Annotated in this window: 19 protein-coding genes; 7 read left to right on the forward strand and 12 right to left on the reverse strand. The window is 63.3% G+C overall.

The annotated features are described in order from the left end of the window. Window positions 1-179: 179 nt before the first annotated feature. The 5 genes from Q0L57_RS23000 to Q0L57_RS23020 all read right to left on the reverse strand — a co-directional run bounded on the left by Q0L57_RS23000 (window position 180) and on the right by Q0L57_RS23020 (window position 5,748). A complete protein-coding gene (locus tag Q0L57_RS23000) occupies window positions 180-1,583 on the reverse strand; it encodes an FAD-binding oxidoreductase (protein WP_296745359.1) in 1,404 nt (467 codons plus the stop codon). Further along, entirely contained in the window at window positions 1,583-2,881 is a 1,299-nt protein-coding gene (locus tag Q0L57_RS23005) for a cytosine deaminase (protein ID WP_296745344.1), read from the reverse strand. Before Q0L57_RS23005 ends, Q0L57_RS23000 begins: the two co-directional genes overlap by 1 nt. A 184-nt stretch (window positions 2,882-3,065) precedes the next feature. Further along, window positions 3,066-3,917, reverse strand: a complete 852-nt coding sequence (locus Q0L57_RS23010; protein WP_296745345.1) for an ABC transporter permease — start codon at window positions 3,915-3,917, stop codon at window positions 3,066-3,068. After that, complete coding sequence (locus tag Q0L57_RS23015; protein WP_296745346.1) at window positions 3,904-4,728, reverse strand: ABC transporter ATP-binding protein; 825 nt, start codon at window positions 4,726-4,728, stop codon at window positions 3,904-3,906. Before Q0L57_RS23015 ends, Q0L57_RS23010 begins: the two co-directional genes overlap by 14 nt. Before the next feature lie 15 nt (window positions 4,729-4,743). After that, window positions 4,744-5,748 carry an ABC transporter substrate-binding protein gene (locus Q0L57_RS23020; RefSeq protein WP_296745347.1) on the reverse strand — a complete coding sequence of 335 codons (1,005 nt, stop codon included), beginning with the start codon at window positions 5,746-5,748 and terminating at the stop codon, window positions 4,744-4,746. A gap of 253 nt (window positions 5,749-6,001) precedes the next feature. Here Q0L57_RS23020 and Q0L57_RS23025 point away from each other — a divergent pair, with 253 nt between their 5' ends. Together Q0L57_RS23025 and Q0L57_RS23030 are read left to right on the forward strand one after the other, a co-directional pair. Further along, on the forward strand, window positions 6,002-6,385 hold the full coding sequence (locus tag Q0L57_RS23025) for a RidA family protein (protein ID WP_296745348.1): 384 nt from the start codon (window positions 6,002-6,004) through the stop codon (window positions 6,383-6,385). A gap of 56 nt (window positions 6,386-6,441) precedes the next feature. Continuing rightward, window positions 6,442-7,245: a creatininase family protein gene (locus tag Q0L57_RS23030; protein WP_296745349.1), complete on the forward strand. Its 804-nt coding sequence runs from the start codon at window positions 6,442-6,444 to the stop codon at window positions 7,243-7,245. A 13-nt stretch (window positions 7,246-7,258) separates the two neighbouring features. Here Q0L57_RS23030 and Q0L57_RS23035 read toward each other — a convergent pair whose 3' ends face one another. After that, complete coding sequence (locus tag Q0L57_RS23035; protein ID WP_296745350.1) at window positions 7,259-7,768, reverse strand: tyrosine phosphatase family protein; 510 nt, start codon at window positions 7,766-7,768, stop codon at window positions 7,259-7,261. Continuing rightward, window positions 7,765-8,820, reverse strand: a complete 1,056-nt coding sequence (gene cobD / locus Q0L57_RS23040; protein ID WP_296745360.1) for a threonine-phosphate decarboxylase CobD — start codon at window positions 8,818-8,820, stop codon at window positions 7,765-7,767. Before cobD ends, Q0L57_RS23035 begins: the two co-directional genes overlap by 4 nt. Here cobD and cbiB point away from each other — a divergent pair. After that, complete coding sequence (cbiB, locus tag Q0L57_RS23045) at window positions 8,819-9,805, forward strand: adenosylcobinamide-phosphate synthase CbiB (protein ID WP_296745351.1); 987 nt, start codon at window positions 8,819-8,821, stop codon at window positions 9,803-9,805. The two genes, cobD and cbiB, sit on opposite strands and share 2 nt — an antisense overlap. Here the strand turns inward: cbiB and cobO are convergent. The 3 genes from cobO to Q0L57_RS23060 form a co-directional block, all read right to left on the reverse strand. Next, the gene (gene cobO / locus Q0L57_RS23050; RefSeq protein WP_296745352.1) at window positions 9,802-10,446 is read right to left on the reverse strand and encodes a cob(I)yrinic acid a,c-diamide adenosyltransferase; all 645 of its coding nucleotides are present in this window, start codon (window positions 10,444-10,446) and stop codon (window positions 9,802-9,804) included. The two genes, cbiB and cobO, sit on opposite strands and share 4 nt — an antisense overlap. Before the next feature lies 1 nt (window position 10,447). Beyond that, window positions 10,448-10,993 (reverse strand): bifunctional adenosylcobinamide kinase/adenosylcobinamide-phosphate guanylyltransferase, encoded by a 546-nt coding sequence (gene cobU, locus Q0L57_RS23055; RefSeq protein ID WP_296745353.1) that lies wholly within the window; start codon window positions 10,991-10,993, stop codon window positions 10,448-10,450. Between the two features lie 127 nt (window positions 10,994-11,120). Further along, the gene (locus Q0L57_RS23060) at window positions 11,121-11,807 is read right to left on the reverse strand and encodes a gamma-glutamylcyclotransferase (RefSeq protein ID WP_296745354.1); all 687 of its coding nucleotides are present in this window, start codon (window positions 11,805-11,807) and stop codon (window positions 11,121-11,123) included. A 103-nt stretch (window positions 11,808-11,910) separates the two neighbouring features. Between Q0L57_RS23060 and Q0L57_RS23065 the strand changes: the two genes are divergently transcribed. Beyond that, window positions 11,911-13,089, forward strand: a complete 1,179-nt coding sequence (locus Q0L57_RS23065; protein ID WP_296745355.1) for an aromatic ring-hydroxylating dioxygenase subunit alpha — start codon at window positions 11,911-11,913, stop codon at window positions 13,087-13,089. Here Q0L57_RS23065 and Q0L57_RS23070 read toward each other — a convergent pair. Beyond that, window positions 13,081-14,280: an MFS transporter gene (locus Q0L57_RS23070; RefSeq protein WP_296745356.1), complete on the reverse strand. Its 1,200-nt coding sequence runs from the start codon at window positions 14,278-14,280 to the stop codon at window positions 13,081-13,083. The genes Q0L57_RS23065 and Q0L57_RS23070 overlap by 9 nt on opposite strands. A gap of 230 nt (window positions 14,281-14,510) precedes the next feature. Here Q0L57_RS23070 and Q0L57_RS23075 point away from each other — a divergent pair, with 230 nt between their 5' ends. Next, complete coding sequence (locus Q0L57_RS23075; RefSeq protein ID WP_296745357.1) at window positions 14,511-15,509, forward strand: heparan-alpha-glucosaminide N-acetyltransferase; 999 nt, start codon at window positions 14,511-14,513, stop codon at window positions 15,507-15,509. Beyond that, window positions 15,509-15,988: an isoprenylcysteine carboxylmethyltransferase family protein gene (locus Q0L57_RS23080; protein WP_296745358.1), complete on the forward strand. Its 480-nt coding sequence runs from the start codon at window positions 15,509-15,511 to the stop codon at window positions 15,986-15,988. Before Q0L57_RS23075 ends, Q0L57_RS23080 begins: the two co-directional genes overlap by 1 nt. A 115-nt stretch (window positions 15,989-16,103) precedes the next feature. On the opposite strand, the gene Q0L57_RS23085 is transcribed toward Q0L57_RS23080, so the two are convergent. After that, window positions 16,104-16,490 (reverse strand): MerR family DNA-binding transcriptional regulator, encoded by a 387-nt coding sequence (locus tag Q0L57_RS23085; RefSeq protein WP_095815511.1) that lies wholly within the window; start codon window positions 16,488-16,490, stop codon window positions 16,104-16,106. A gap of 372 nt (window positions 16,491-16,862) precedes the next feature. On the opposite strand from Q0L57_RS23085, the gene Q0L57_RS23090 reads away from it, so the two are divergent. After that, window positions 16,863-17,474 carry a response regulator transcription factor gene (locus Q0L57_RS23090; protein WP_296745361.1) on the forward strand — a complete coding sequence of 204 codons (612 nt, stop codon included), beginning with the start codon at window positions 16,863-16,865 and terminating at the stop codon, window positions 17,472-17,474. The last annotated feature ends 202 nt before the right edge of the window (window positions 17,475-17,676 follow it).

Below are 17,676 nucleotides of genomic sequence, written 5' to 3' on the forward strand. Positions count from 1 at the left end.
AGGCACCCCCCTCTGCCCTGCCGGGCATCTCCCCCTCAAGGGGGGAGATCGGCGGCTTCCGCGCTGCGCCCGTGCTTCCGGCGTTGGAGATTGGCGAAGGCGGCGGGGCGAGTAAATTCCCCCTTTGAGGGGGAGACGGCCGGAAGGCCAGAGGGGGGTGCAGCGCCGCACGGTCTTCATCAGCTCGCCTTCTGCAGCCCCTTGAACAGGAATGTTCGACCGGATCGATAATCATAGTCCGGATTTTCCCAGGCGATCATCTTGCCCGGATTGAGCAACCCCTGAGGATCGGTTTCTCGTTTGAAGGCGAGCTGGATTTCGTCTGTCTGCTTCATGCCGCCCTCTTCCAGCGTGTAGCGGTGCGGGTTGAAGATCGGGCAGCCATTTTCCTCATGCAGGCGGATGATCTCGTCGAGCCGCGCCTCAGTGGTGAACCTCACCAGCGGCAGTCCGAAGCAGGTTATGTTGCCGTCGAGCCGCACGAATTCGAGATGCGAGTAGACTTCGCCCGGAAACATCGCGTCCATCTTCTCGACCAGCGCGAGCTGGTTGGGAAACGGATAGAGCGATTGCAGGTAGGTGATCGACGGATCGACCCGAAGCGCTCTCAGCGTCGTGTGATTCCACGCAAGCTCATAGGCCGGCGGCAAGCCCTTCTTGTCCTCGTCCGTCGCGGTGGCGGCATTGAAGATGACTGCGCCGCCAACTCGCCGGGTGAAGGCGAGGAACGCGTCCAGCCCGTGCCGCGCCACCATGACGACACAAATGCTCTGACCCTCGCGCAGGAACTTCTGGTGCCGCTTGAAATAGAGCTGCGGCACGGGTGCTGCGATCGGCGTGATCAGCTTGGTCAGGATGCCGTCCTGGCAGGCCAGCGCATTGCCGTAGCGGGCGGCTTCCATAAAGCTGCCGAAGCCGACGATGACGTCGACCCATTCGTATGCAGCCGTCAGCGGCATCTCGACTTCGGTGATGATGCCGTTGGTGCCGTAGGCATGCGTCACCTTGTGCAGGTCCTCGCCCGTGAGTTCGAGCACCTTCGGCTCGGCCTCCATGGTCACAACACGCAGGCGCAGCACATTACCGAAATCACGCAGGCCGCCGAAGTTGATCGAACCGACGCCGCCCGAACCACCGGCGATGAAGCCGCCGATCGAGGCCGTGTTGTAGGTCGAGGGCGACAGCCTCAACTCCTGCCCCGAATGCGCCCGCGTCGCCTTGTCGATTTCGGCGAGAACCGCCCCTGGCCCGGTTACCACCCTCCCCGGCGCGATGGCCTTGATCTCGTTCATTTCGGCGAGGTTGAGCACCACGCCGCCCGATAGCGGCATCGCCTGCCCGTAATTGCCGGTGCCGCTGCCGCGCGGCGTCACAGGAATGCCGTGCCGGTGGCAGGCGGCGAGCACGCGGATCACCTCGTCCTCGTTCCTGGGCGTGACGATCAGGTCACCGCTGATGTGGTCGAGCTGCGCCTTCAGCACGGGGCTGTACCAGTAGAAGTCGCGGCTCTTCTGCTGGACGATCGCCGGATGGTCGTCGACCTTGATCCCTTCGAGATCGCGCTTCAGCGCCGAGATATCCATCATCCCACCATCAATTCGTCGAGTTCGGCATAATCGGGCAGCTTCCGCTCGATCGCCCTGCCGTCGCGCACGACGATGCGATCCGATTCGGGCCGCGACAGCAATTCGGTCCAGCTGCGGCCCTTGAAAACGATGAAGTCGGCGCTGCCGCCGGCGGCCAGAATGCCCACGCCATCGAGCCGCATCACTTCGGCCGGCGTTGCGGCCACGGCTTTCGGCCAGTCGCCAACCGGATGGTCGAAGTGCAGGATGCGCGTCGCCATGCGGTAGACCTCCAGCATGTCGAGATCGCCATAGGCATAGAACGGATCGCGGGTGTTGTCGGAAGCGACCGCCACCTCGATGCCGCGCGCCTTCATCTCATGCAGCAGCGTCACGCCGCGCCAGCGCGGCGTCGTGCCGTCGTTGCGCCGGTCCTGGAGATAGAGATTGCACATGGGCAGCGACACCACCGCCAAGCCGGCCTTCGCCACCTTGTCCAGCGTGTCGAGAACTTCGAGGTCCGGCTGGCGCGCCAGCGAGCAGCAGTGGCCGACGAGGATATTGCCCTCGAACCCGTTCCAAAGCGAAGCCTCGGCGATCTTCCTTAGCGAGATCGCTGACACGTCGGCAGTCTCGTCGGCATGGAAATCGAGGTCGAGCCCATGCTTGATCGCCTGCGCGAACACCTCGTCCAGCAGTTCTTCCAGATCGGGAACCATATAGGTGACGACGCCGAGCACCCCCTTGGCCGCCGCGACGCGTTTCGCCAGCCGACCGAACCAGGCCTTGTCGCGCACGCCCTCGATGCCGAGCAGGCAAGCCGCCTGCAATTCGATGCGGCCACGCCACGTTTCGCGCATCGTTTCGAACACCGGCCAGGAGATTTCTTCCTGCGGCGGCACGCTGTCGAGATGCGTTCGCATGGCCCTGGTGCCGTGCGCATAGGCCGAGCGGAGCGAGAAATCCATGCGTCGAGCCACATCCTCCGCACTCCAGTGCGCGGTCCGGTCGGCGCCAGTGGCGTTGAGCGCGCCCATGAAGGTGCCGTCGGGATTGGGTTTTCGGGGCCAGATGTGCCCCTTGTCGATATGCGTGTGACAGTCCACGAAGCATGGCAGCACGATGCGGCCGCCGAGGTCTATTGCATCGGGATGCGCCGACTTTCGATGCGCGCCGATGTTGACGATCTTGCCATCGGCGACGTCAATATCGACAAGGGCGAAACCATCGGCGTCGAAGGTTGCGGCAAGGCCGGGCGTCAGCGAGCGGTGAACGCGGGCATTGGCGAGATGATAAGAACCAGATGCCGGTATCAAGCCGCACCCCCCTCTGCCCTGCCGGGCATCTCCCCCTCAAGGGGGGAGATTGGCAGTTCCGCTGACGGCGCCCATCTTGCAACGTCGGCGATTTGCGAAATCCTGGACGACATCCAATCTCCCCCCTTGAGGGGGAGATGGCCGGCAGGCCAGAGGGGGGTGCTTTGCGCCAACATTCCGTACCCTAACGCTCCTGCCTCAGCGCGCTCTCGTGCCAGCGGCGCAGGATGAGATGCGACACCAAGGAGAGCGCCAGGAAGATCAATATGCCGGTCAGCGAGATCAGGATCAGAGCCGCGAACAGGCGCGGCGCGTTGAGTCGGTAGCCGGCCTCGATGATGCGCGAGGCTAGCCCCGACGACTGCCCTTGCGCGCCGGCGACGAACTCGGCCACAACCGCGCCGATCAGCGACAGGCCGCCGGCGATCTTCAAGCCCCCGAGGAAATAAGGCATCGCCGCCGGCAGGCGCAGATAGCGCAATTGCTGCCAGCGCGTGGCGCCGTTCAGCTTGAATAGGTCGCGCAGATTGCGGTCGACCGAGTTCAGCCCCAGCGTGGTGTTGGACAGGATCGGGAAGAAGGCGACGATCCAGGCGCAAAGCAGCAACTTCGTCGTCTGGTTGTTTATGTAGATATTGATCAGCGGGAAGATCGCCACGATAGGCGTAACCTGCAGCACGATGGCGAATGGGAAGAACGACATCTCCACCCATTTGGACTGAGCGAACAGGACCGACAGCCCGACGCCGCCGATGACGGCGAGCAGAAGGCTGAGAAAGGTGATCTTCAGCGTCACTAGCAGCGAGGAGAACAGCAGGCCCGCATCGTCATGCAGTGTCTGCAGCACCACGCCGGGCCGCGGCAGGATGTATTGCGGGATTGCGTTCCAGACGCAGATGCGGTCCCACATCCAGATGGCCAGGATCATGATCGCGAGCGGCAGCACCCATTTGCCGATCCGTTCCAGTCGCTCCTGGCGGACTCGGCGCGCCTCTTCGGGATCGAGCTTCAGAACATTGTCTTCAAGGGCCGTCATGATGAGGTCCGGCGGTTGAGTTGATGGCGTTGACCAGCACGTCCGAGGCCTGCCGGCAGAGCGCCGCATAATCCGGTGAGGTCCGGAACGCCTCGTCGCGCGGATAAGGCGCGTCGACGGCCAGTTCGCCGAAAACGCGACCCGGGCGCGCCGCCATGACGACGATGCGGCTGGACAGGAAAACGCTTTCGAAGACGCTGTGGGTGACGAAGACGACAGTGAAGCGCTCGTCCTGCCAAAGCTCTAGCAGGTCGTTGTTGAGCTTGAAGCGGGTGATCTCGTCGAGTGCCGCGAAGGGCTCGTCCATCAAAAGGATGCGCGGCTTCGTCACCATGGCGCGCGCGATCGAGACACGCATCTTCATGCCGCCGGAAAGTTCGCGCGGCACGGCGTTCTCGAAGCCGGTGAGATGGACGCGCGACAGCATCTCCATCACCGCGGGTCCGGCCTTGGCGCGCGAGACGCCCTTTAGCCGAAGCGGCAGCCAGACATTGTCGAAGACGCTCGCCCAAGGCAGCAGCGTCGGCTCCTGGAAGACGAAGCCGATGTTCGAGCGGTCGAGCGCTCCGCGCCAGTCGAGTTGGCCGGAGGTCGGCGTCGACAGGCCGGCGATGAGTCGCAGCGCTGTCGACTTGCCGCAGCCCGACGGACCGAGCAGGCTGAGGAAATCGCCTTCCCGGATTGTCAGGTCGACCTTGCTCAGCGCTGTGACGCCGTTGGAAAAGACCTTGCCGACATTGCGCAATGAAAGCAGCAACGGATTCGCTCCCGATGCTGCTGTCGGCGCCTGCGCCGCTTTCTCCTGGATCATATTGGGCAGGCCGCCTTACTTCTTGATCTCCAGCCCGACACCCTTGTTGATGAAGGCCAGCGTGTAGGCCTTCTTGATGTCGATGCCTGGCTGCGCGACCTTGGCCTTGACCATCTTGTCGTAGAAGCTCTGGATGCGGGCGTCGGTCATGGCGCCGATGCCGAGCTTTTCCGAATCGCCGGAATCGACGATGCCGAATTTCTTCAGCTGCGCGATCGAGAAGGCGATCTGCTCATCCGTCATGTCCGGATTGTCCTTCTTGATCATGTCGTTGGCGGCCTTGTTGTCACCGTAAAGATATTTGTACCAGCCTTTGGCCGAACCATCGACGAAGCACTGCACGACCTCTGGACGCTTGTCGATCGTGTCCTGCATCACCTCGATCGTCGTAGCGTACGTATCCCAGCCGTTGTCGGCGAGCAGGAACTGGTTCGGCAGGAAGCCACCCTGCTTCTGCACGGCGAAGGGCTCCGACGTCACATAACCTTGCTGGATCGACTTCTTGTTGGCGATGAAGGGCGCCGGATTGAAGGTGTAAGGCACGCGCTTGGCGGCATCGAAGCCCAGATCAGTGACCATCCATTGGAAGAAGGTCTGCGCACCCTCGTCCCCCATAATGTACTGATCGGCGTTCTTCAGGTCCTCCCATCTGTCCAACCCCTGCCCCGGATGGGACATGATGACCTGCGGATCCTTCTGGAAGTCGGCCGCCACGACGCGCATCGGGATGCCCTGCTGCACGGCGTCGAAGGCCGAAAGCAGGTTGCCGCCCATGTAGAAATCGATCTTGCCGGCCAGCAGCATCGGCCGGCCGCTGACCTGCGGGCCGCCCTGCATGATGGTGACGTCGAGGCCGCAAGCTGCATAGGTGCCGTCGGCAATGGCCTGGTAGTAGCCGCCATGTTCGGGCTCGGCCAGCCAGTTGGTGCCGAAGGTGACCTTCTCGTTTGCCGCCGCGCCAAGCGTGCCCGTCGCGAGCAGGGCAAAGGCGCCTGCCACGATCTTTTCTCTTCCGTACATCAACATCACCCTCTCTTGGCCTCGGCGCGTCACGCGCTGGGCTCGACACCATTGGTTCAAGAAGCAAGACACATGCCACCGCCTGGGCCGCCTGCTTTGGCGACAGTCGACGCGAAGGCCGGACGGGTCATGCTGTACGGGAGGCATCGTGCCTATTTTTTGAACGCCTGTCCACAATCGCTCGGGCGGCATGCACCGCATCTTGAAGCTTCCGTCCATGCGGCTTTAGGGTACTCCGAGACTGGAGAATGCCATGCTCAGATATCTCGCCCCCAGGTCGATCAAGCCGCCTTTCGCCCGCTACAGCCACGGTGTCGAAATACCGGCCGGCAAGCGCCTTGTGCTGTGTTCGGGCCAGCTCGGCATCGGACCGGACGACACCGTCCCGGAAGATGCCGGCGCACAAACCGAACTCTGCTTCCGGAACATCGCCGCCATATTGAGCGAAGCCGGGCTGACGCTGAACGACATCGTGCGTATCAATGCCTTCGTGACCGATCGTGCGCATCTCCAGCCCTACATGGATGTGCGCAATCGGCTATTTTCCGATCCGGCGCCGGCCTCGACGCTGATGATCGTCTCCGGCTTCGCCCGGCCGGAATTCAAGGTCGAGGTGGAGGCCTTGGCGGCTGGCTAACGGTTGCCCGCGGTCGCCAACAGCACTAGACCGCCGGTCAGCAGATCAATCGGGAGATGAACGTGACGACAAGACGAGTGTGGTGGGGCGACTACCGGACGACTGAATACGCCTCGATCGACGCCGAAGCGACCATCGCCGTGCTGCCAGTCGCGGCGATCGAGCAGCATGGCCCACATCTGCCGGTCTCGACCGACACCTCGATCATGATGGGCATGCTGGAGACGGTCATCGCGCGCCTGCCCGACGATCTCGACATCCGCATCCTGCCGGTCCAGGCGATCGGCAAATCGAACGAGCACTTGCATGCGCCAGGCACGCTGACCCTGCCTGCGACCACCCTTGTCGATGCCTGGACCGAGCTCGGCCTGTCGGTGGCCCGCGCCGGGATCCGGAAGCTGATCGTCGTCAACTCGCATGGCGGCAATGAGGAGATTATGGGCATTGTCACGCGCGAATTGCGGGTGCGCGCCAAGATGTTGGCTGTGAAGACGAGCTGGCAGCGCTTCGGTCGCCCGGCCGGCATGTACACCGAACTGGAAGACCGTCACGGCATCCATGGCGGCGACGTCGAAACCTCGCTGATGCTGCACTTCCGGCCCGATCTCGTCGACATGGCCAAGGCAGACAATTTCGTCTCGAACGTCGCGCGCGCCGAGAAGGAATTCGGGCTGCTGCGCCAGACCGGAACCCATGCATTCGCCTGGATCGCCAGCGACCTCAATCCGAACGGCGTGATCGGCGATGCAAGCATAGCCACGTCGGAGAAGGGCCGGTTGACCGCGGAAATGCAAGCCGATGGCTTCATCAATCTGGTCAGGGACGTGCGGAAGGCGAAACTCGCCGAGTGGCTGCTCTAGCGACAGTCGCCATCTAGCCTTCAATGGACAGTTCGAAAGGCGTCCCTTCGAAGGCATCCGCGCCTCGACCGATCGCCTCGATCGCGGCGATCATGCGGCCGTCGCGCCCCAGCAGCGTGTCCGCAACGGCGATCAGCTTTGGATTGGGCGTCGCCGTCGGCGAGAGGAAGCGAAGCGTCTTGGCGAGCTCCACTTCGTCTCGTTTGGGCGCCAGCGCCGCGGCGATGATGTAGGCCGACGCCGTCGACCGGCTGATGCCGGCGTAGCAGTGCACGACGAGCGGCTTTGTCCTGTCCCAGCGATAGGCGAAATCGAGCAAGGCGCGGACATGCTCCTCACCCGGCATTGTCATGCCATCCTGCGCGACGGCAATGTCATGCATGACAAGGTGCAGATGGTTCTCAGCCAGGATCGAGGCCGGGCGCGTCACCTCCGTGCCCGCCGCCAGCAGCGACAACAGCCGTTCGGCTCCGGTCCTCGCCACGGTCTCCTCGACCTTCGACAACGAACAGACATGGATCATGTTGCGATCTCCTTCGGCTTCTCGTCGCGCTGCGATGCCCAGGCCGCAAGCGCGTCCTCGAGTCGCCGCCACTCCTCCGCGCTGCCCGGCAAGCCGGCTCGCAACACGTGCGGCCGCTCGGCAAAATGACGGACCAGGACGCCGCGTTCGCCAAGCGCTGAAAACAGGCTTGGAGCATCCGTGAGGGACAGATAGAGGAACAGCGAGGTGCCGCCAGCCACCGGAATGCCGGATCGACTGAAAAGAGCGTCGAGCCGACCTGCTTCGGCTGCGAGACGCGCCCGCATGGTGACTTGCCAATTCGTGTCGGCGAGCGCGCGGATGCCATATTCAAGCGCGGGGCCGGCAACGGCCCACGGCCCGAGTTGCGTCCCCAGCCGCTCGGCCATGAGCGGATCCGCTAATGCGAAACCAAGCCTCACACCGGCGAGGCCGAAGAACTTGCCGAACGAGCGCAAGACCACGATGCCGCCCTCGCCGACATCACCGGCGAGGCTGTGTTCAGCCGGCCCGACATCCATGAAGGCTTCATCGACGACCAGCAAGCCACCCTTGGCCCGAAGGCGCGCCGCGAGGCCTAGCAGGCGGTCCCTAGCGATCAAGCGTCCGTCCGGATTGTTCGGATTGACCAGCACGACGAGATCCGCCTCCGCCAACGCATCGAAGTCGGTCACCTCGACCACGGCATGGCCGGCGATCGCGGCGGCCTTGGCGTGCTCGGCATAGGTCGGGCCGAGCACGAAAGCCTTGCCCGGCTTCATCAGCGAGGCGACGCGCGGCAGCAGAATCTGTGTGCCTGGCGCGGCCGCCACATGCGCCGCCGACGGCGCGCCATAGGCCTTGGCCGCAATTTCGGCCAATTCAGACAGTCGTTCGGATTCGGGCAAACGTGACAAGGCCGTGGCGGGCAGGTCAAAAAGCGGATAGGAGTGCGGATTGATACCAGTCGAAAGGTCGACAAAGGGGTGTGGCGCATGAGGAAACAGCGTTTTCGCCCGACCGAGGCTGCCGCCATGATCCACCGCTGTCATCCCTGCGCCCACTAGTTTCATGTCGATCCTGATCGCTTTCCTGTCGCTCATTGTTGAACGCGCCCTCGGCTATCCGGACTGGCTGTTCCGCGCAATCGGCCATCCGGTCACCTGGATCGGCAGCCTGATATCCTTTCTCGATCGCCGGCTCAACCACGCCACCGATTCCGACGAATTGCGTCGCCGCCGCGGCGTCAAGGCCTTGCTTGTCATCGTGCTCGTTCCAGCGATCATCGGCCTGGCGGCGCAGGTACTCTTGTGGCTGATATTCCCCTCCGGCCTCGTCATTGCGGCCATCCTGGGTTCCTCGCTTCTATCCCAGAAAAGCCTCGCCGAGCATGTCGAGGACGTCGCCGATGCTCTGGAGACGGGAGGCCTCACGCTCGGCCGTATCGCCGTCTCGCGCATCGTCGGCCGTGATCCGGAAAAGCTCGACAGAGCGGGCGTTGCGCGTGCCGCGATCGAAAGCCTGGCCGAGAATTTTTCGGACGGCATCGTCGCGCCGGCTTTCTGGACCGGCATCGGCGGGCTCGCTGGCGGCGCGGCCTACAAGGCGGTCAACACAGCCGATTCGATGATCGGCCATCGCACGCCGAAATACGAGGCGTTCGGCCGGGCTGCCGCTCGCTTCGACGATCTTGTCAACCTGCCGGCCTCGCGCCTCACCGGCCTGCTGATCGTGCTGGCCGCCTTCATCGTCAAGGGCGCCGACCCTCGCGGCGCATGGCGGGCGATGCGGCGTGACGCGAAAAAACACCGCTCGCCCAATGCCGGTTGGCCGGAAGCGGCCATGGCCGGCGCGCTGGGCCTGGCGCTTGCCGGACCACGCGTCTATGGCGGCGTGACCGTCGAGGACGCCTATATGGGCGAAGGCGGCAGTCGCGAAGCTGAAAGCGGCGACATCAGGCAGGCACTGAAACTCTACCGCGTCGCGGACTGGATGCTGATAGGCCTGTTTGCGATCCTGTCTGTTGTCGCCATCTTCCTGACCAGGCTGGTTAGCTAGAACTCGATACCCTGCTGCGCTTTCACGCCGGCAGAGAAGTGATGCTTCGTCAGCCCCATTTCGGTGACAAGGTCGGCTGCCTCGACGAGCAGCGGCTTGGCGTTGCGCCCGGTGACGATGACATGCAGGTCGTCGCGGCGCGCCTTGAGCGCCGCAACCACCTTCTCCAGGTCGAGATAGTCGTAGCGCAGCGCGATGTTGAGTTCGTCGAGCACCACGAGGCTGATCGACGGATCAGCTATCAGATCGAGCGCCTTGGCCCAGGCCGCTTCGGCGGCCGCGATATCGCGCTTCAGATCCTGCGTCTCCCAGGTGAAGCCCTCGCCCATCGCATGCCAGACCACGCGGTCGCCGAAAGCCGCGAAGGCGTCCTTCTCGCCCGTATGCCACTTTCCCTTGATGAACTGGACGACGCCGACGCGCTTGCCGTAGCCCAGCATCCTGAGCGCTAGGCCGAAGGCGGCCGTCGTCTTGCCCTTGCCGGGACCGGTGTTGACGATGAGCAACCCCTTCTCGATCGTCTTGCCGGCCACCTCGGCGTCCTGCACCGCCTTGCGCTTGGCCATCTTGGCGCGATGGCGTTCGGCGTCCTTGTCTTCGATGGTCTTGCCTTCGATGGTCTTGTCGTCGATCCCGGTCATGTCACTTCACCTTGAGCGGCAGCCCCGCCACCATCATGAGAACGCTGTCGGCAATAGCCGCGACCTGCTGGTTCAGGCGTCCGGCGGCATCGCGGAACCGGCGCGCCAGCGCATTGTCCGGCACGATGCCCAGGCCCACTTCGTTCGACACCACGAACCACGGTCCGCGCGGGCGCGAGAGTAGGTCTGCGAGCCGGCGGCATTCGGCCTCGACATCATGATCGGCCAGCATGTGATTGGTGAGCCACAGCGTCAGGCAATCGATCAGGACGGGCTCATGATTCGGCAAGGCCGCGATCGCGCCAGCCAGGTCGAGCGGCGCATCGACGGTCACCCAGCCTTCGCCGCGCCGCGATCTGTGCAACGCGATGCGCTCGCGCATCTCGTCGTCATAGGCCTGCGCGGTGGCGATATAAGTCCAGGGCGACGGATTTGCCGTCACGAGCATCTCGGCATGCGAGCTCTTGCCCGAGCGCGCGCCGCCGAGGATGAAGGTCAGGTTCCGATTGGAAGCCGCAGTGTCGTTCGTGGCGGTCGCGCCGGTCATTCCTGTCCTTTCGCTCCGCGTCGGAGGTGTAAGCGCCGCCATGGCCGCATGAAGACCAAATCGGGCGCGACTTTAGGCAGAACCATCCCTACCGGCAAACCAAAACCCGCCAATGCGCGGCGCTGCTTCAGGAAGCCGCGATCCGGGCGGCGACGAGTTCCTGCAAACGCCACAGATGCGAATCGTGGATTCCCCGCGCCTCGAGGTTTTTCACCGTGTTGTAGAGGTAGTCGGCGCCCGAGCCCCAATGGCCGCAGCAGGTCGCCAGCCTTTCGACCACCTCTCCTTCGCTGAGTGGACCGGTATAGGTCGTGCCTTTGCGGTTGATGACGAAGGCAAGCGCTTTCAGCGGCCCCTTGTCGCTGACCAGGTTGAGCAGGCGCGGATGATAGCTCGTCGGCTTCAGCGTCACCTCTCGCCTCAGCAGCCTGTCCAGTTTATGGCGCCGATCGCCGTCGGTCAGCCTGAAGGCGACGCCCTTGCACTGTCCGCCGCGGTCCAGCGCCATCATCAGTCCAGGACTTTCCCTGGTGCCGCGCCAGCGCGTCATATTCATGCAGAAAGAGCGATGCCAGCCGCGGGCCAGCGCCACACGTTCCTCGACATGCTCGATTTCCGGTTTCCAGATCAGCGAACCATAGCCAAAGAGCCACAGCGGCTCGCTCGCCGGTAGTTGCGCCTCAAAGAGGTCGAGCATCTCCTCATAGTCGCGGTCATCCAGATGCGTCGCTGCCGGGTCTGGCCCCGCATCCTCGACGGTGCGAAAACAGCGGGCCACCAGTTCTTCCGTGAGCGACATCGTTCTTGCGAGCATGGCCCGACCTTAAGGTCCCCACACGAGCGTCACAATCGGCTAAGGCCGGCAATTGACAAGCGCTTTGCCCCAGTGTCGGCTGTCGCCAGCCAGGGAGCAGCCGATGCAGCCAAATCTGGGCGAACGCGATCTCTACAACGGCCTGACCAGCCTCAAGCCGACCTTACCGTCAGCAGCCTATTGGGACGCCGACGCCTACCGGCGCGACCTCGAAGCGATCTGGTACCGAAGCTGGCTGATGGTCTGCCGCGAGGCCGATCTCGCCAGGCCCCTCGCCTTTCGAACGGTACGCATCGGCACCCAGGAGATCGTCGTGCTGCGCGACGAGACCGGGTCGTTGCGCGCCTTCCACAACACCTGCCGGCATCGCGGCTCGCAGCTTTGCCAGGAGAGCGCCGGACGGCTGAAAGCCAGGCTGCTCACTTGCCCCTATCACGCCTGGTCCTATTCGCTGCGCGGCGACCTCGTGCGCGTGCCGTCGAAATCGCTGCCCGAAGGCTTCGACAAGGCCGATTATCCGCTCTACCGCGTGGCGCTCTCGGTCTGGCGCGGCTTCGTCTTCATTAATCTCTCTGAAGACGCCGGCGGGTCGGCGGAAGCCTCCTTCGATACCGCCTCCGGCGATCTCTCCAACTGGCCGCTCGAAACGCTTGTCGCCGGGCACCGGCTCACCAAGGTGATGAACTGCAACTGGAAGATCTTCTGGGAAAACTTCAACGAATGCCTGCATTGCCCGGGCGTGCACAAGGATCTGTCGCGGCTGGTGCCGATCTATGGTCGCGGCCTGATGGCAAGGCACGACGATCCGGAATGGGCGCGCCATGCCGACAATGACGCGCCTGAATTCTCCGGCGGTCTTCGCGCCGGCGCCGAGACCTGGTCGCGTGACGGGCAGGTCCATGGATCGGTATTTCCCGGCCTGACGCCCGCCGAGCGCGCCGCCGGCCAGACCTATGCCACGTCGCTGCCCTCGATGTTTATCGTCGGCCATGCCGACTATGTGCGCGTCGTGCGCCTGACGCCGCTCGGACCTGAGCAGACCGAGCTTACCGCCGAATGGCTGTTCGCGCCGGATGCGCTGGCCGAGACCGATATCGACAACATCGTCGCCTTCGGCACGCAGGTGCTGGAAGAGGACGCCGCCATCTGCGAGGTGAACCAGAGGGGGCTGCGTTCGGTGCGCCACGAAGCCGGCGTGCTGATGCCCGAGGAATACGACCTGCACCGCTTCCACAACTGGGTACGGGAGCGTCACACCGCGTTTCGGACCAAATCAAAATGACTTGGGCAGATAACGCCAGGTGAAGAAGCCGCAGAACGTGGCCAGCAGGCCGAGCGTGACGAACACCGAGCCGAGACCGAAGAAGGTCAGCACCACCGAATAGACGAGCGGCGGGGTCAGCTCGGAGAAATCGAGATAGGTGCGGTAGACCGCCGCCATCTGCGCCTTTTCGTAGGAGCGGACCGATCGCATGAAGGCGGTCGAGCCCAGCGCATCGATCGCAATGGTGAATAGCGCGCCGCAGAGCAGGAAGGCGCCGGTAAGGAGTGGCGCGGTCTCGCCGACGCCGCCCGCCGCAAACAGCATCGCCGCCATGGCGAAATAGGCGAAGGTCATGACCCGCCGGCCGCCGAAACGCTTGCCTGCCTTGCCCCAGAAGATCGCCATGAACAGCAGCGCGTTGCCCGCCGACACCAGCAGTCCGCCGGCAAGCTTGCCCTCGCCGGTGATGACCATGAACAGCGGGCCATAGACGAAGAAAGTCGTCCAGAAGCAGGAGCGGCCGAAGGCGATCAGCCAGGCGAGCCGCAGCCTCGGCTGCGCGATGAATCGGCCGATATTCGCAAGCGGATTGGCCGGACGTGTCTTGCCCGGCCTGATCAACGGGTTATCGCCGAGCCGGTAGGTCCAGAACAGCGCGAGCAACGCCAGCGCGAAGACCACCACCGCGCCATGCGCGGCATAGATACCGAAGGTCGTGTAGAGGAAAATGCCGAGCGTCGGGCCGCCGGTCCAGGCGAACATCGACCATGCCATACGCAGCGATTCCGCCTGCATGAAGTCGGTCTTGCGGATGTGGTCCATGATGTAGAGGTTGAGCGTGATCGACAGCGCGCTCGCCCCCATGACGCGACAGAGCATGCCGGTCAATTGTCCCCAGAGCGTGTGGGTGACGAAGAAAGCCGAACCGATCGCCAGCATCAGGCAGCCGGCGGTGTAGACCCAGCGCCGCGCGAAGCGGCGGATCAGCATCGGCATGAACAAAGTGACCGACAGCCCCAGCAGCGACACGATCGTGTACAGGATCGAGACGATCCGTTCGTTGTGCAGGATCTCGTAGGCCTGGATCGGGATGACGCTGGAGATGGTGGCGCGGGCGAAGGATTCCACCGCATAGAGCGAGGCGAAGGTGCGCGCATCGGCAGGCCTCAGGGCCGGTAGCCATATCGGGTGGCGCACGTGGGTGGACATCGGCCCTCGGAGCTGGGAATCGCCGGTCAAATCTGGCCGGACCACCAGCAGGCCCCTAGCAGGAAACCGACCCCCGCAGGCCGAAAAGCGAAGCCTGCCAAAGGCTTTCCGTTGCTGGCCTAAAGCTGCGTCCCACGGCAGCGCGGCGCGGCGCGGCGGTCACGCCGCCTTCTGTTGCGCGGCAGAACCGTGATAGTCGTTTTCGCACCACGGAATCGGATTGCGCGACCATGAGCCTTCAAATGACGAGCGGCCCCGTTCAGGACACGCCGAAGCATGGCCGCATCGTCGCCATCGACATTTTGCGCGGCGTCGCGCTGCTCGCCATGGCGAGCTATCACTTCACCTGGGACCTCGAAAACTTCGGCTACACCGAACCCGGCCTCACCGCTTTCGGCTGGTGGCGAATCTACGCGCGCTGCATCGCATCGACCTTCCTGTTCATGGTCGGCGTCAGCCTGTTTCTCGCACATGGGCGGCAGATCCGCTGGCCGAGCTTCTGGAAGCGCTTCGCCATGGTCGCGGTGGCGGCGATCGCCATTTCGGCCGTCACCTGGTTCGTCACGCCGGATGGCTTCATCTTCTTCGGCATCCTGCACGAGATCGCGCTGGCGAGCCTGCTCGGCCTTGCCTTCCTCAGGCTGCCGGCGCTGCTGACGGCAGTCGTCGCGGCAGCCGTCATCGCCGCACCCTACTATCTGAGATCGGAATTCTTCGATCATCCGGCCCTATGGTGGGTCGGACTCTCGGTGAACAATCCGCGCTCCAACGACTACGTGCCGCTGTTTCCATGGTTCGGCGCCGTTCTTGCTGGGATCGCGACAGTCAAATTCGCTTCAGCGTCCGGGCTCCTCACTCGCCTTGGCGCTTTGACGCCAGGCCACTGGTCGAATCCGTTGACTTTCATCGGTCGCCACAGCCTCGCCTTCTATCTGATCCACCAGCCATTGCTGTTCGGTTCGGTTTGGCTCTTTTCGCAGGTGATGCCTGCCCCGCCGCAGAACCAGGAGGCAGGCTTTCTGAACGCCTGTCAGGTTCAATGCCAACAGCAGCAGGACAGCACGTTCTGTTCCAGCTATTGTGGCTGCATGCTGGATGCACTCAAGGGCGAAGGGTCTCTCGAAAAACTCTACCGCAACGACCAATCCAGCATATTCAGATCGCATCTTGCCGATCTCGCCAGCACCTGCACCGCGGCGACGGAGAGCAAGATGGAGGGAGGGCAGTAATGGCTGGTGCTACCAAGGCAAGGCATGGGATCATCCCCTGGCCGCCGGTGATCTATGTGGTGGCGATCGCCCTCAGCGTGGTCCTCGGCATGCTCTACCCGTTGCCCTGGATTGGTGACGTTTTCGGCGACCTCCTGTTCGGCGTCGGCCTGGTCGCCCTGTTCGGCGTGGCAGCGCTGTGGATCACGGCTATCCGGGCGATGTTTCGCGCCAGGACGACGCTCGATCCGAACGCCGAGCCAGACCATCTGGTGACGTCAGGCCCCTTCGGCATCACCCGCAATCCGATGTATCTCGCCAACACGCTGCTGTTGATCGGCGTCGCTCTCATTACCGGGATCGCCTGGTTCCTGCTGTTCGCCTTTCTTGCCGCCTTCGCGACGCAGAAGCTGGCAATCGAGAAGGAGGAAAAGATCCTTACGGCGAAATTCGGCAAGAAATACCGCGACTACGCCAAGCGCGTCCGGCGCTGGATTTGAGGTAGTTTCACCGATGTGGACAACAGGTCGCCAAGCAAAACAGATCACATACCGTGACAATAGCCGGAGCCTCTCAGGCTCCGGCTATTGTCAGTGTTTCGCTTGGTAGTTCCGCTCAGGTATTCACACCGAGCTCAGCCAACCGCTCCACGCAAGACTCCTCCGCCTGATCGAGCTCGGCGAGCGTCTCTTCGAGGTCGCGCCGCTTCTGGCGCAAATCCTCGCGCTTTTCCTCGATGCGCCTGATCATCAGCTTGAGCTGGCCGACCTCGCCGGGCGGCTCCTTGTACATCTGGATGATCTCGCGGATCTCGTTGATCGAAAAGCCAAGCCGCTTGCCGCGCATGATCTGGCGGATGAGGTGACGGTCGGAAGGACGAAACAACCGTGTGCGACCGCGCCGGACCGGCTGGACCAGCCCTTCGTCCTCATAGAAGCGCAGCGTCCGCGTCGACACGTCGAATTCGCGCGTCAACTCCGTGATCGTGTAATATTCCCGCATTCCAACTCCCAAGCCCAACGTCCAGCGACGCCGCCCCCAAGCAGCGCCCCTCTTCGGCACCCATCCCAAGCCTGAATCGGCATGGAACCCCGCACGAGCCTCGCACGGCGTTTACGTAAAAGTCAATTGAGGCCTATCAGTCCACTGATTGGGCGGCCGTCGCACCTGCGTCGCAGGTGCGACACCGGCTTCAGGCGGCGCGACAGCGCATGTCGCTGCGGAAAAAGCGCCCCTCTTCCGTTGCGGCAGAATTGCCGTGGAACGGGTCCTGGCAAAGCCGGATCGATCCCATGTCCGCAAACCGGTTCAGAACGCAAGCTGTTGAGCACGAGGTCGGCGAGAACGAACGAGGCCAAAACCGGGCGGGAGCGCATTCGCGTTGTCGTCGCCGAGCGCAATCCACTCGTTGTATCGGCACTGCGCGAAATGCTGGAGTGCGACGGGCGCTTCGACTTTGTGGACGCCGTGCAGAGCGGCAAGCAGTTCCTGGAACTGGCTGCAGCTGCGAAGTTCGATGTCGCGGTTCTCGGCTGGAAGCTCGCCGACATGGATGGCGCCGACGTCCTCGCGGAACTCCAGAGCCGCAAGCTCGACATCCGCGTCACGGTCTTCTCCAACGACCATGACATAGGCATCCTGAAACAATGCGTGCGTCTTGGGGCACAAGGTTACTGCTTCCAGTTCGACGAGCCACCGATCATCTTCGAGACGATCCTGGCGGTCGCTCATGGCAGGATCTGCATCCCCTACATCGACATCAACAAAGTCAACGACACGCCGCTGTCGCAACTCACCGTGCGCGAGCGTGAGTTGCTGGCGGTGCTGTCGGATGGTTGGACCAATCTCCAGATCGCGACTCGGACCGGGATCTCGGAGAATACGGTGAAGTACCACCTCAAGAACCTCTACGACAAGCTCGACGTCCGCAACCGTGCCATGGCGGTCGCGCTCTATTCGAGCGAGAAGCGCCGCCCTCCCAAGTAGCCTTCGGGTAGTCTGGCCGGGTAGGCCCGGCCCACCCTCGCGTGGCGACATCTTACCCGGCAAGGTGTTGTTGCGAAGCGCGGACGAAACGAAACTCCCTCCACAATCCAAAACGATCGGAGGAGTTCGCGCATGGCTGGGTTCACGCATCTTTTCATCCCAGGACCCACCAACATTCCGGAGCAGGTGCGGCAGGCGATGA

It is taken from the genome of Mesorhizobium sp., from assembly GCF_024509055.1.
In the GTDB taxonomy this organism is placed as follows: domain Bacteria; phylum Pseudomonadota; class Alphaproteobacteria; order Rhizobiales; family Rhizobiaceae; genus Mesorhizobium.